The sequence below is a fragment of the Buchnera aphidicola (Sitobion avenae) genome, from assembly GCF_005082585.1.
GTDB classification, from domain to species: Bacteria; Pseudomonadota; Gammaproteobacteria; order Enterobacterales; family Enterobacteriaceae; genus Buchnera; species Buchnera aphidicola_Z.
In genome coordinates this window covers 452,621-466,121 of sequence record NZ_CP034855.1, presented here as the reverse complement: position 1 = coordinate 466,121, position 13,501 = coordinate 452,621, and the positions used below count along the sequence as shown (strand labels likewise).

Here is a 13,501-nt window from a genome sequence, read left to right as displayed (position 1 = left end):
TAATAACAATTGATTGATTAATATCAATTGATATTAATTATATATTTTAATATGCTTGAATAAAATAAATAAAAATTTTTATTTTTTATTTATTAAGAATTGAATTAATTTGATATATTTTTTAGAAAAATGATATTTGAATATTTCTTCTATATTTGAATAGTCAATTACATACTTTCCATTAATCAGCATTGTTGGAATATGATCTAAATTAGATTTTTGAATATCTTTTTCTTGTTTTTGAAGTAGTATTTTAAGTGTCAGACTATTCCAAAAACTGTTAAATTGATGTTCACTTGTTCCAGCTTCTTTTTTAAAAATTTTTTTTATGCTATCAATGTTATTAATTGTATGAGTATCTTGAATTCCTTGAAAAATAGGCAAAATAATTTTTTCTTCAATTCCCATTTGTTGTGCTATTATCCAAGATTTTGTTAAAATAGAGCTTAACTTCCCTCCTAAAAAATTGACATGATATTTTTGAATATTCATGTTTTTTTTAATATTTTTTTTTATTAAATATCTGGTGTTATGTGTTTTTTCAAACTCATAACAATATGGACAAAAAAATGAAAAAAATTCTATTATATCAGGTATATTAGATATAATTTTATGTTTTATAGTATATTCTTTTCCATTATTAAATTCACAAGCAAAAACATTGCAAGAGAATATGAAAATCCATAAAATAATTAATATTTTTTTCATTTAGAGCACCTAATTTTATTTTTTGTTATTAATTTTTACACAATCAAAATAATCTATAAAATACTATTTTTTATATGTTTTATAGTTTTTAACATTATGAATCATAGATGTAGAGAAATGTGAATTTTATACTATGAAAAAAAAAACAAATATTAATGGTAACATAAACAACCATACGCCAATGATAAAACAGTATTTATCTTTAAAATCACAGTATCCTGATATGTTACTTTTTTATCAAATGGGTGATTTTTATGAGTTGTTTTATAAAGATGCAGAACGTGTTTCTGAATTATTAAAAATTACTTTGACAAAAAAAGGGTATTCAAATAACAAAGTAGTGCCAATGGCAGGAGTACCATGTCATAAATCAGAATATTATTTATCCAAACTCGTAAAATTAGGTGAATCTATTGCTATATGTGATCAAAAAAAAGGTTCTTCTAATTATAAAAATAAATTAATTTCTCGTAAAGTAATTCGAATAATTACGCCTGGAACTATTACAGATGAAGCATTTCTTCATGAAAATGAAGATAACTTTATAGCAGCTATTTGGAAGGAAAATAATCAATTTGGATATTCTATTTTAGATATTTCCTTAGGTTTTTTTGGCGTATCTAAAATTTTTCATGTTAGTGATTTTCTAGCAGAAATTGAACGCACAAACCCTAAAGAAATACTTTATCCAGAAAATTTTTCAGATATGTTTTTAATTGAACACAGAAGATGTATTCGCAAGCGCTCATTATTAGAATTTGATTTAGATGTATCATACAAGTCACTTAACTTGCAATTTAATACTTATAGTCTAAATGGTTTTGGTATAGAAAAAAATAATTTTGTAATTCGCCCTGCTGGTTGTTTACTGCAATATGTAAAATCAATGCACATGACTATTCTGCCTAACATTCGTGAATTAAAATACAATTATATGAAAGATAATATTCTAATGAATTTTAATACACGTAGAAGTTTAGAAATTACTCAAAATATTTCAGGAGAAAAAAAAAATACCTTATCTTCAATATTAAACAAAACTGTTACATCTATGGGCAGTAGAATGTTGAATCGGTGGTTAAATTCTCCTCTAAAAAATTTTAATATAGTTAAAAATCGTCATGAAAGTGTAAGTATTTTACAATCTTTTTATAAAGAATTACAACCTATTCTTCGTCAAGTTAATGATCTAGAAAGAATTTATTCTCGTTTATCTTTACGTACTGCTTCCCCTTATGATTTTGTACGAATGCGTGCTACATTAGAAATTTTACCTAATTTACATTTAATTTTAAAAAATATTAAATGTAAACATATTAAAAAAATACGTGTATCTATTGGATCTTTTAAAGAAATTTTATTTTTATTGAAAAAAGCTATTAGTTTAAAACCATCTGTTTCTATTCGAGATGGAGGTGTAATAGCTTCATTTTATAATGATCAATTGGATACTCTTCGTTCGATTAAAAAAAATTCTAAAGAATATATTAAAAATTTTGAAAGTGAAGAAAAAAGAAAATTAATGATCGAATCATTTAAAATTAGATTTAATAAAATTATTGGTTATTATATTCAGGTCAGCAAACGTCATATTCATTTAATTCCTCAACATTATACAAGAATACAAACATTAAAAAATACAGAACGTTATAGTATTCCTTTATTAAAAGAATATGAGCAAAAAGTTTCAACTTCAGAAATTCAATCTTTATGCCTAGAAAAAAAAATATATGAAGATCTTTTTAATATTATAGAACCTTTTTTGGAGAAATTACAAGATAGTGCATTAGCATTATCAGAATTAGATGTATTGGTAAATTTATCTGAACGTTCTATATCTTTAAATTATGTTCGTCCTATTATGAGTAAAAAATATGGTATTTCTTTATTAGAAAGTCGTCATCCAGTTGTAGAGTCTTTTTTAAAGACACCGTTTATAAGTAATTCTGTTGTATTGTCAAAAAAACAAAGAATGCTTATTATAACTGGTCCAAATATGGGTGGAAAAAGTACTTATATGCGTCAAATTGCTCTTATTGTTATAATGTCTTGTATAGGAAGTTTTGTTCCTGCTAAATATGCATTAATAGGTTCGATTGATAAGATTTTTACAAGGATTGGTTCTGCAGATGATTTAAGCAATGGATGTTCAACATTTATGATGGAAATGACAGAAATATCTAATATTCTTCATAATGCAACATCTAATAGTTTAGTTTTAATTGATGAACTAGGAAGAGGGACTTCAACTAATGAGGGGTTGTCTTTAGCTTGGTCATGTTCTAGACATTTAATAAATATAAATAAATCCATGACGTTGTTGTCCACACATTTTTTTGAGTTAACAAAATTAGAATCAATAGAAAAATTTGTAAAAAATTTTCATTTTACTGCTATTGAGAGTAATTTACATATTGCTTTTCTATATAAAATAAAAAATGGTGTATCAAAAAAAAGTTATGGTATATCAGTGGCTTCACTATCTGGATTACCAGAGAGTGTTATAGAAAATGCAAAAATAAAATTGATAGAAATAGAGAATATATAATGTTTTATAACAAGTGTATTTTTTTACAAAATAATATAAATAATTTATTTTGTATTTTAAAGTAAATATTTTTATATAAAATCTTAATTTTGTTATTAGATAGTAGCGTAATATTAATATTTTCTGTAAATTATATTCTATTTATAATATTTATAATATTAGGTTTTTAATGCAATACAATTTGGATGTTTAGTACAATGAAAAATCAAAATATGTTTGATCTTTTACTCCCATTAAGCCCAGAACAATTAAATAATGTAAAAAAACTTGAAAGTACTTGTACTAATATTCAAAGTGCTTGGTTATCAGGTTATTTTTGGAAAGTTGCAAATCAAAAATCTAATAGTGTTTCTCTCAAAATAGATGAATCAAATAAAAACAATCAAATTATTACTATTGTTTCAGCTTCTCAAACTGGGAATGCAAAACTGTTATCTGAACGTCTTTATAAGTTTTTTAATAAAAACAATAAAACAACTCGTTTAATTAATGCAATTGATTATCAATTTAAAAAAATTAAAAATGAAAAAATATTAATATTGATTATTTCAACTCAAGGCGAAGGTGAACCTCCAGAAGAAGCATTATCCTTATATAAATTTATAATGTCAAAAAACGCTCCGAATCTAAATAATTTATATTATAGTATATTTGGATTAGGGGATACATCCTATAATTTATTTTGTCAAGCAGGAAAAGATTTTGATAAAAGATTTAAAGAGCTAGGTGCGCGTTCTTTATTAAATCGATTTGATTCTGATATTGAGTATGAGGAAAATTATTATCAATGGTCTCAAGAATTATTGCGATCTATTGATCATAATAATAAAGATTACAAATCTTCTTCATCATTATTAGAACAAGAAAAAAAAGTTATCATTTCAAAAAGTTATTATACAAAAAAAAATCCTGCTCAAGCTGTTGTGTTAACGAACCAAAAAATTACTGGACGCAATTCTAAAAAAGATATTCATCATATTGAAATTGATATTAGTAATATTGATATTAATTATGAACCTGGTGATGCGCTTGGTGTTTGGTATAAAAATGATACTAATTTAGTAAGAAATATATTAGAATTACTTTCTATCAATTCATCTGATAAAATTAAAATTAAAGATAATATTCTTACAATTTTTGAAGCTTTAAAAAATAATTTTGAATTAACAACGAACACTAAAAATATTGTGAAAAATTATGCGATTCTTACTGAGAATAAATTTTTAAAAAATATTATATCTGATAATTCTAATTTGCAAAGTTATACTGTTCAAACTCCTTTAATTAAAATGATAACTGATCATCCATCAAAGTTATCTTCTGAACAATTAATTAGTCTGCTTCGTCCATTAACACCTAGATTATATTCTATTTCTTCCTCACAACAAGAAATAGATAATGAAATTCATATTACAGTTGGAGTTGTAAAAAAATTAATTTCTGGTTGTTTATATTTAGGAGGAGCTTCTAGTTATCTTACGCAATCTTTAAAACCTGATGATATGATAAAAATTTTTATTGAATCTAATAATAATTTTCGATTGCCTACTGATCAAAATACGCCAATAATAATGATTGGTGCAGGAACAGGAATTGCTCCGTTTCGTTCTTTTATGCAACAAAGAGATAATGATGGTTCTAAGGGAAAAAATTGGATTTTTTTTGGAAATCCTCACTTTACTGAAGATTTTTTATATCAATTAGAATGGCAACGATACATAAAAAAAGGACTTATTACTAATATGCATTTAGCTTGGTCACAAGATGAAGAACATAAAGTATATGTACAAGATAGAATAAGAGAAAATGGAAAAGAAATATGGTCTTGGATAGAAGAAGGAGCGCAAATATATGTTTGTGGAAATGCTTCTAACATGGCTAAGGATGTTGAAAAAACATTATTAGATATTATTAGTGAAAATGGTAGTTTGAATTTTGAAGATGCCTGTGAATTTTTGAACAATCTTCGTTTGAATAAACGTTATAAAAGAGATATCTATTAATGAAAAAAAACTATAAAAAAATAGTTATAGAAAAAAAATTAACTGATGCAGAACGTATTAAAGAAAATAGTAATTATCTTCGAGGTACAATTGTCGATGATTTAAAAAATGAAATTACTAATGGTTTTAGTGGGGATAATTTTTCTCTTATTCGATTTCATGGTATGTATCAGCAAGATGATCGTGATTTGCGTATAGAACGTCATGAACAAAAGTTAGAACCACGTTATGCAATGATGTTACGTTGTCGATTACCTGGAGGGATTATTCAAGCAAAAAAATGGTTAAAAATTGATTACTTTGCTGGTAAATATACATTATATAGAACAATTCGATTAACTAATCGTCAAACTTTTCAATTTCATGGAATTTTAAAAAAAAAATTAAAAGATGTGCATAAAATGTTACATGATATAGGATTAGATTCATTAGCTACTGCTAATGATGTAAACAGAAATGTACTTTGCACATCAAATCCGATGGAATCTTTAATTCATCAAGAAGGATATGAATGGGCTAAAAAAATTTCAAATTTTTTATTACCACATACTAAAGCATATGCAGAAATTTGGTTGGATAAAAAAAAAATTATTACAACAGATAACGAACCTATATTAGGAAAGACGTATTTACCAAGAAAGTTTAAAACAACAGTAGTAATTCCACCATATAATGATGTAGATTTATATGCAAATGATATGAATTTTATTGCCATTGTAGAAAATCAAAAAATTATTGGTTTTAATGTTTTAATTGGTGGTGGATTATCTTTTATTCATGGAAATAAAAATACATGGCCATTTCTTGCAACAGAAATAGGATATATTTCTGTAGAAAATACTTTATCTATTGCTGAAGCTATAGTGACTACTCAAAGAGATTGGGGAAATCGTACTGATCGTGCAAATGCAAAAACCAGATATACTATAAATAATTTTGGTTTAAATGTATTTAAAAAAGAAATCGAAAAACGAGCGAAAATATCTTTTGAACCAATTCGTGATTATAATTTTATTAGTAGAGGAGATAGATTTGGTTGGATTAAAAATATTAATAAAAGTTGGAGTCTAACATTATTTATTCAGAATGGACGCATATATGATAGTAATGATCAATTATTAAAATCTGGACTTTTAAAAATAGCAGAAATTCATGAGGGTAATTTTAGAATTACATCAAATCAAAATATAATTATTTCTGAAATATCTGAAGAAAATAAGAATAAAATAGAAAAAATAGCTATATCATATGGACTAATGAATAAAATAAGCAATGTGCGTAAAAATTCCATGGCATGCGTATCATTTCCTACTTGTCCTTTAGCAATGGCAGAAGCAGAACGTATATTATCTTTTTTTATTACTCAATTAGAAAGTATCATGTTAAAATATGGTTTAGAACATGAGATAATAATTTTCCGCATTTCTGGTTGTCCTAATGGTTGTGGAAGAACTTTATTAGCTGAAATTGGTTTAATTGGAAAATCTATTGGTAGATACAATCTATATATAGGAGGAAATCAAATAGGAAATCGCATTCCAAAAATTTATAAAGAGAATATTACTGAAAAAGAAATATTAATTCATTTAAATTATTTAATTAAAACTTGGTCTATTGAACGTAATAAAAAAGAAGATTTCGGAGATTTCGTTATTAGAAAAAATTTTGTTAAAGAAATTGTTAATCCTATTCATGATTTTTGGAGCTAGTATGGAGAAAATATAATGTCTATATTTCCAATTAAAAACATTAATCTATTAAATTCTGAAAAAAAAAACAAGATATTATTTGAATCAAACATACTTATATCAAATTCTTCTACAGAAGAACGTATCTCTTGGGCATTAGACAATTTGCCTCATACACAGATCATGTCATCTAGTTTTGGTATTCAATCAGTAGTATTATTGCATCTCATGACTAAACAAAAACCTAATATTCCTATTGTATTAATTGATACAGGCTATCTGTTCCCTGAAACATATAAATTTATTGATGTGTTAAGTAATAAATTTAATTTAAATTTAAAAATTTTTAGATCGGAAATGTCTCCAGCATGGCAAGAAGCACGATATGGAAAATTGTGGGAACAAGGTATAAAAGGAATAGATTTCTATAATGATATTAATAAAATACAACCAATGAATTTTGCTTTAAATAAGTTATCAGCACAAACATGGTTTGCTGGACTACGTCATGATCAATCAAAAACTCGAAATTCATTATCATATCTTTCTATTCAAAAGGGAACATTTAAAATGTTACCAATATTAGATTGGTCTAATAATAAAATAAAACATTATATAAAAGAAAATAATTTAGACATACATCCATTGCATAAGAATGGATATTCGTCTGTAGGAGATGTACATACTACTATAAAACATACACCGGGAATGTTGGAAGAAGACACTCGTTTTTTTGGATTAAAACGTGAATGTGGTTTACATGAAAATTAAATTGAATATATCAGTTTTTATTATCAAAAATTTTTTTTTGTAAAGTTTTTTCTGCATTTTTTATAATTATATATACAGTGAATTATTTATTTTTAATTAAACATATTTAATCTTACGTAATTAATTTTTTATATAAAAATTATTTTACAATAATTTTCTTATAATCCTCAAGTTATAAAAATTTTTTAAGAAATATTTATAAATATTTTTAATTTTTTACTTATTATAAAAATTTGTATGATATTTTTAAGTATTGTGTGTTTCTTATAATTTTAAAATTATTTTTTTATTTATTCATAAGTTTTATATTTTAAAATAAGGTTATTGTGAATTATCTTCCTCTTTTTATAGATTTAAAATCTAAAAATGTTTTAGTTGTTGGTGCTGGAGAAGTGGCTTTAAATAAAATTAAATTACTAATTCGTGCTAAAGCTAAAGTTAGTGTTATTGCTAAAGAATTATGTTCAGAAGTTCAATTTCTTTTACATCAAAGAAAAATAAATTGGTTATCTAAAAAATTTGAATTAATTTATTTAAAGAAAATATTTTTAGTAATTTCAGCTACAAACGATGTAAAATTAAATGAATATATATATCAAAAATGCAATGAACGTTATTTATTGGTAAATACAGTTGATGACAAATTTAAATGTTCTTTTATTTTTCCTTCCATAATTGATCGTTCTCCTATTATTGTAGCTATTTCTTCTGGAGGTGCCGCTCCTGTATTATTACGTTTTTTACGAGAAAAAATTGAGGCGATTTTGCCGATGAGACTGGGTGATGTTGCTAAAATTGCAGGTAAATGGCGAGAAGTCATTAAAAAACATTTTTCTAATTTTTTAGAAAGACGTCGATTTTGGGAGAAATTATTTAAGAGTGTTTTTGTTGAACATATTCTTAATGGAAAAAAAGAACAAGCAATTAAAATTTTAAAGAAAAATATGTATGAAAATGATTTATTAACCGGCGAAATTATTTTAGTAGGAGCAGGACCAGGGGATAGTGGCTTATTAACTTTAAGAGGACTGCAAATACTACAGCAAGCAGACGTTGTTTTATATGATTGCTTAGTTTCTGAAGAGGTTTTAGATTTAATTCGTCGTGATGCACAACTTATATGTGTTGGAAAACGTGCTGGTTTAAACAATATTAGTCAGGATGAAATTATAAATTTATTAATTTTTTTGGCAAAGCAGGGAAAAAAAGTAGTACGTTTAAAAGGCGGAGATCCTTTTATTTTTGGACGTGGTGGTGAAGAAATAGAAGCTGCAAAAAATGCAGGTATTAATTTTCAAATAGTTCCAGGTATAACTTCTGCACTTGGCGTTGCAGCTTATGCTGGAATACCATTAACACATCGAAAATATGCACAGGGTGTTATATTTATTACAGGTCATAAGTGTATTAATGGTTTTGTAAATAATTGGTCGATTCTGTCTGATTCTTCTTATACTTTAGTCATATATATGGGCACTTTAAAAGCTGTATATATTGCTAAAAAACTTATTTTATTTGGTAGATTAAAATCAACACCAATAGCGATTGTAGAAAAAGGAACTACTGTTGATCAAAAAGTTTTTACAGGATGTTTAAGTGAAATTGAAAAAATAATTAAGATGGTTGCTACTCCGTCTTTATTAATCATTGGAGATGTAGTGCATTTTCATGAAAAGTTAGCATGGTTTCAAAATGAAAATAAATTAAATAAGATATAAAATACATTTTCTATGATTAAATTCATTAAAGGAAAAATAATGTTCAAAAAAAATACTACTTATTTACGCCAATTAGAATCAGAAAGTATTTATATCATGAGAGAAGTGATTGCAGAATTTCAAAATCCTGTAATGTTGTATTCTATTGGGAAAGATTCGTCAGTTATGTTACATCTAGCAAAGAAATCTTTTTATCCTGGAGTAATACCATTTCCTTTATTACATGTAGATACTGGATGGAAGTTTAAAGAAATGTATATTTTTAGAGATCATATTGCCAGTACTTCAAATATAGAATTAATAGTTCATTCACATTCAAAAGGGAAATTATTAGACTTAAATCCTTTTCAGAATGGAGGTGGTAAATATACCGATATTATGAAAACAGAAGGATTAAAAGAAGCCATAAATCAATATAGTTTTGATGCAGCTTTCGGGGGAGCTAGACGAGATGAAGAAAAATCACGTTCTAAAGAACGAATTTATTCTTTTCGAGATTCATTTCATCAATGGGATCCAAAAAAACAACGTCCTGAGCTTTGGTGGAACTATAATGGTCAAATTAATAAGGGGGAAAATATTCGAGTTTTTCCTTTGTCAAATTGGACTGAATTAGATATTTGGCAATATATTTTTTTAGAAAAAATTGAAATTGTTCCTCTTTATTTTGCTTCTATACGTCCAGTATTAGAAAGAAATGGAGTATTAATAATGATTGATGATGAACGTATTAATATTCAATCTAATGAAATAATACAAGAAAAAATGGTTAGATTTCGTACATTAGGTTGTTGGCCTTTAACTAACGCAGTTGAATCAGAAGCAAAAAATATTGAAGATGTGATCAAAGAAACTCTGACAGTTAAAACCAGTGAACGAATTGGTCGAGCTGTTGATTATGATCAAAAAAGTTCAATGGAGTTAAAAAAAAGACAAGGTTATTTTTAAAAAAAGAGAAATTTAAAAAAAATGAATATTAATATAAAAGATAATTTTAAGAAATGGTTTCATCTGCAGCAAAAAAAAACTTTATTAAAATTTCTAACATGTGGTAGTGTAGATGATGGGAAAAGTACATTAATTGGTCGTTTGTTATATGATACTAAACAAATTTATGATGATCAATTATTTTCATTGAAAAATGATAGTAAACGTCATGGAACACAAGGACACGCTATAGATCTTGCGTTAGTAGTAGATGGACTTCAATCTGAACGTGAACAAGGAATTACAATTGATGTAGCCTATCGTTATTTTTCTACTCATAAAAGAAAATTTATTATTGCAGATACACCTGGTCATGAACAATACACTCGTAATATGGTAACAGGTGCTTCCACATGTAATTTATCTATTTTGTTAGTTGATGCTAGAAAAGGTCTATCAAAACAAACTTATCGACATAGTTTTATTTCTTCTTTACTTGGAATTAAGTATTTTATTGTTGCTATTAATAAAATGGATTTAGTAAACTATAAAAAAGATATCTTTATAAATATCAAAAAAAAATTTTTACTTTTTTCACAAAAACTTCCTAGTGATATAAATATTTTTTTTATTCCTATATCAGCTCTGGTTGGTGAAAATATTGTGTTTAAGAAAAATTTAATGCCTTGGTATAAGGGTTTAACATTGTTAAATTTTTTAGAAACAATAAAAGTGAAAACTAGTACTAGTTTAGAAGAAACAAGATTTCTAGTGCAATATATAAATCGTCCTAATTCAAATTTTCGTGGATATTCTGGGATTGTATTATCTGGTACATTGCATGTCGGGCAATCTATTAAAATACTTCCTGCAAATATACAATCTCATATTGCTCGGATTGTAACATTTGAACAGGATTTAAAAAAAGCAGAGACAGGTGAATCGATTACAATAGTATTGAAAGATGAAGTAGATGTGAATCGTGGAGATTTTTTTGTAAATATTGATTCTTTTTTAAAACCATCTCAAGAATGCATTATTGATATTGTTTGGATGAAAGATCATGCTTTATCAATAGGGGAATCATACAATATCAAATTATCTGGTAAGAAAACACGTGTTTACATAAAAGAAATTTTATTTAAAATAGATGTTAATACATTAAAAAAAATAAAAACACACTCTCTTGATTTAAATAGTATTGGTCGCGTGAGAATTATTTTTAGTGAACCTATGATTTTTGATAGTTATTGTGACAATAGAATGACAGGAAATATGATTTTTATTGATCTACTAACCAACATGACAGTAGGTGCAGGGATGATTGTAAATAGTTTAGAAAATAAAGAAAAAATATTTTATGAATATAAAGATTTTGAATCAGACCTTTATGATTTAATTTCTCGACATTTTCCACACTGGAATCTACCAAAATTTTTAAATAAAAAGGATTTTAATTAAGATGAATGACGATTTTAAAAATAATGTTATTTGGCAAAAACATTCAATTACACGCATAAAACGTGAAAAAAAAAATGGTTATAAATCAATTGCAATATGGTTTACTGGACTTTCAGGATCAGGAAAATCAACTATTGCTAATTCTTTAGAAAAAATATTATTCAAACATGAAATTAATACTTATTTATTAGATGGAGATAATATTAGATCTGGTCTATGTTCTGATTTAAGTTTTAGTATGGTTGATCGAAAAGAAAACATTAGACGTATTGGAGAAGTAGTAAAAATAATGCTAGAAGCTGGAATAATAATATTAGTATCAGTTATTTCTCCTTATAGACATCACAGGGAAATGATTTGTCAAATGTTAGGGAAAAAAAATTTTTTTGAGGTATTCGTTGATACACCTATTAGTGTTTGTGAATCTCGAGATCCAAAAAAATTATATCAAAAAGCTCGTTCTGGAAAAATATCTAATTTTACTGGCGTGCAATCCATATATGAAATCCCAAGAACACCTAATGCGATTTTAAATGGTACAGATTCTGTAGAATATAATTTAAAAAAGTTAATAAAAATTTTATATAATCATAATATAATATCTTTTATTGATATGAATTAAATACTTTTAATAAAAAAATTTTTATTGAAAATTAATTATTCAGAGTAACATATGAAGACATTCAAAATGTTTTTATTATTTTTATTATTATGGTTACAATATTCTCTTTGGCTAGGAAAAAATGGTATTTTAGATTATATAAAAATACATGAAAAAGTTGCAATGCAAAAAAAAAAAAACGAATGTCTTGAGATGCGCAATAAGAAAATTATCTTAGAAATTGAAAATTTTAATAAGAACGTTAAAAACGTGAATAACGATAAAAAAATATAATCTTTATATATATGATTTTAAATAAAAAAAATTTTTAGTATTATTTTGGATTCCAAATGATCTTGGTTAATTTTTTTAAACCAAAAATTATAGCTATTGTACCTGCTGCTGGAATAGGTAGTAGAATGCAGAAAGATTTACCTAAGCAATATATAAAAATTCAACATCGTACTATTCTTGAACATACTTTAACAACATTATTATTACACCCTGATATAATTCGTATAATTATAAGCTTGCATGAAAAAGATGATTACTTTCATAAATTGTCTATATCATCTAATCTTCGCATCATTTCTGTTACTGGTGGTGAAAAAAGAATTAATTCAGTTTTGTCAGGATTGATAGTTGCGAAAGATGCGGATTGGGTTATAGTTCATGATGCTGTTCGTCCATGTTTAAGTTATAAAGATTTAGATAATTTAATATCTGTGATTAAAAAAAATCCAGTAGGTGCTGTTTTAGCAAGACCGGTATCTGATACTATGAAATATAGTGATTTAGCACAAGAAAAAATATTATATACTGTACATAGAAAAAATTTATGGCACGCGTTAACTCCTCAGTTGTTTCAGGCAAGATTGCTGGAATATTGTTTAAAAAAAATTATCAAAGATAAAATTAGTATAACAGATGAGGCATCAGCACTAGAATATTGTGGATATAATCCATTATTAGTTAAAGGAAGCTGTAGGAATATTAAAATTACTTGGCCTGAAGATCTTATTCTTGCGAATTTTTATTTAAAAGATTGTAATATATAAATCAAAAAAGGATATTTT

Annotated in this window: 11 protein-coding genes; 10 read left to right on the top strand and 1 reads right to left on the bottom strand. The window is 25.6% G+C overall.

Annotation, left to right across the window (positions count from 1 at the left end):
* Window positions 1-78 precede the first annotated feature (78 nt).
* Entirely contained in the window at window positions 79-708 is a 630-nt protein-coding gene (locus D9V77_RS02150; RefSeq protein WP_158338633.1) for a DsbA family protein, read from the bottom strand.
* Window positions 709-841: 133 nt separating this feature from the next.
* Between D9V77_RS02150 and mutS the strand changes: the two genes are divergently transcribed.
* From mutS to ispD, 10 genes are all read left to right on the top strand, one after another.
* A complete protein-coding gene (gene mutS / locus D9V77_RS02145) occupies window positions 842-3,256 on the top strand; it encodes a DNA mismatch repair protein MutS (protein WP_158338631.1) in 2,415 nt (804 codons plus the stop codon).
* 197 nt (window positions 3,257-3,453) lie between these two features.
* The gene (locus tag D9V77_RS02140; RefSeq protein ID WP_158338629.1) at window positions 3,454-5,259 is read left to right on the top strand and encodes an assimilatory sulfite reductase (NADPH) flavoprotein subunit; all 1,806 of its coding nucleotides are present in this window, start codon (window positions 3,454-3,456) and stop codon (window positions 5,257-5,259) included.
* On the top strand, window positions 5,259-6,968 hold the full coding sequence (gene cysI / locus D9V77_RS02135; protein ID WP_158338627.1) for an assimilatory sulfite reductase (NADPH) hemoprotein subunit: 1,710 nt from the start codon (window positions 5,259-5,261) through the stop codon (window positions 6,966-6,968). The genes D9V77_RS02140 and cysI overlap by 1 nt, the downstream gene beginning before the upstream one ends.
* A 15-nt stretch (window positions 6,969-6,983) precedes the next feature.
* Window positions 6,984-7,718 carry a phosphoadenylyl-sulfate reductase gene (locus tag D9V77_RS02130; protein WP_158338625.1) on the top strand — a complete coding sequence of 245 codons (735 nt, stop codon included), beginning with the start codon at window positions 6,984-6,986 and terminating at the stop codon, window positions 7,716-7,718.
* 326 nt (window positions 7,719-8,044) lie between these two features.
* Entirely contained in the window at window positions 8,045-9,436 is a 1,392-nt protein-coding gene (gene cysG, locus D9V77_RS02125) for a siroheme synthase CysG (RefSeq protein ID WP_158338623.1), read from the top strand.
* A 39-nt stretch (window positions 9,437-9,475) separates the two neighbouring features.
* Window positions 9,476-10,384 (top strand): sulfate adenylyltransferase subunit CysD, encoded by a 909-nt coding sequence (gene cysD / locus D9V77_RS02120; RefSeq protein ID WP_158338621.1) that lies wholly within the window; start codon window positions 9,476-9,478, stop codon window positions 10,382-10,384.
* A gap of 21 nt (window positions 10,385-10,405) precedes the next feature.
* The gene (gene cysN / locus D9V77_RS02115; protein ID WP_158338619.1) at window positions 10,406-11,824 is read left to right on the top strand and encodes a sulfate adenylyltransferase subunit CysN; all 1,419 of its coding nucleotides are present in this window, start codon (window positions 10,406-10,408) and stop codon (window positions 11,822-11,824) included.
* Window position 11,825: 1 nt separating this feature from the next.
* A complete protein-coding gene (gene cysC / locus D9V77_RS02110; RefSeq protein WP_158338617.1) occupies window positions 11,826-12,446 on the top strand; it encodes an adenylyl-sulfate kinase in 621 nt (206 codons plus the stop codon).
* 51 nt (window positions 12,447-12,497) lie between these two features.
* Window positions 12,498-12,719, top strand: a complete 222-nt coding sequence (locus D9V77_RS02105; RefSeq protein ID WP_158338615.1) for a septum formation initiator family protein — start codon at window positions 12,498-12,500, stop codon at window positions 12,717-12,719.
* Window positions 12,720-12,775: 56 nt separating this feature from the next.
* Window positions 12,776-13,483, top strand: a complete 708-nt coding sequence (gene ispD, locus D9V77_RS02100) for a 2-C-methyl-D-erythritol 4-phosphate cytidylyltransferase (protein WP_158338613.1) — start codon at window positions 12,776-12,778, stop codon at window positions 13,481-13,483.
* Window positions 13,484-13,501: the final 18 nt, after the last annotated feature.

What these genes read in the sequence shown, in the direction of transcription:
- D9V77_RS02150 (WP_158338633.1), bottom strand. Translation starts at nt 708, where the DNA reads ATGAAAAAAATATTAATTATTTTATGGATTTTCATATTCTCTTGCAAT.
- mutS (WP_158338631.1), top strand. Translation starts at nt 842, where the DNA reads ATGAAAAAAAAAACAAATATTAATGGTAACATAAACAACCATACGCCA.
- D9V77_RS02140 (WP_158338629.1), top strand. Translation starts at nt 3,454, where the DNA reads ATGAAAAATCAAAATATGTTTGATCTTTTACTCCCATTAAGCCCAGAA.
- cysI (WP_158338627.1), top strand. Translation starts at nt 5,259, where the DNA reads ATGAAAAAAAACTATAAAAAAATAGTTATAGAAAAAAAATTAACTGAT.
- D9V77_RS02130 (WP_158338625.1), top strand. Translation starts at nt 6,984, where the DNA reads ATGTCTATATTTCCAATTAAAAACATTAATCTATTAAATTCTGAAAAA.
- cysD (WP_158338621.1), top strand. Translation starts at nt 9,476, where the DNA reads ATGTTCAAAAAAAATACTACTTATTTACGCCAATTAGAATCAGAAAGT.
- cysN (WP_158338619.1), top strand. Translation starts at nt 10,406, where the DNA reads ATGAATATTAATATAAAAGATAATTTTAAGAAATGGTTTCATCTGCAG.
- cysC (WP_158338617.1), top strand. Translation starts at nt 11,826, where the DNA reads ATGAATGACGATTTTAAAAATAATGTTATTTGGCAAAAACATTCAATT.
- D9V77_RS02105 (WP_158338615.1), top strand. Translation starts at nt 12,498, where the DNA reads ATGAAGACATTCAAAATGTTTTTATTATTTTTATTATTATGGTTACAA.
- ispD (WP_158338613.1), top strand. Translation starts at nt 12,776, where the DNA reads ATGATCTTGGTTAATTTTTTTAAACCAAAAATTATAGCTATTGTACCT.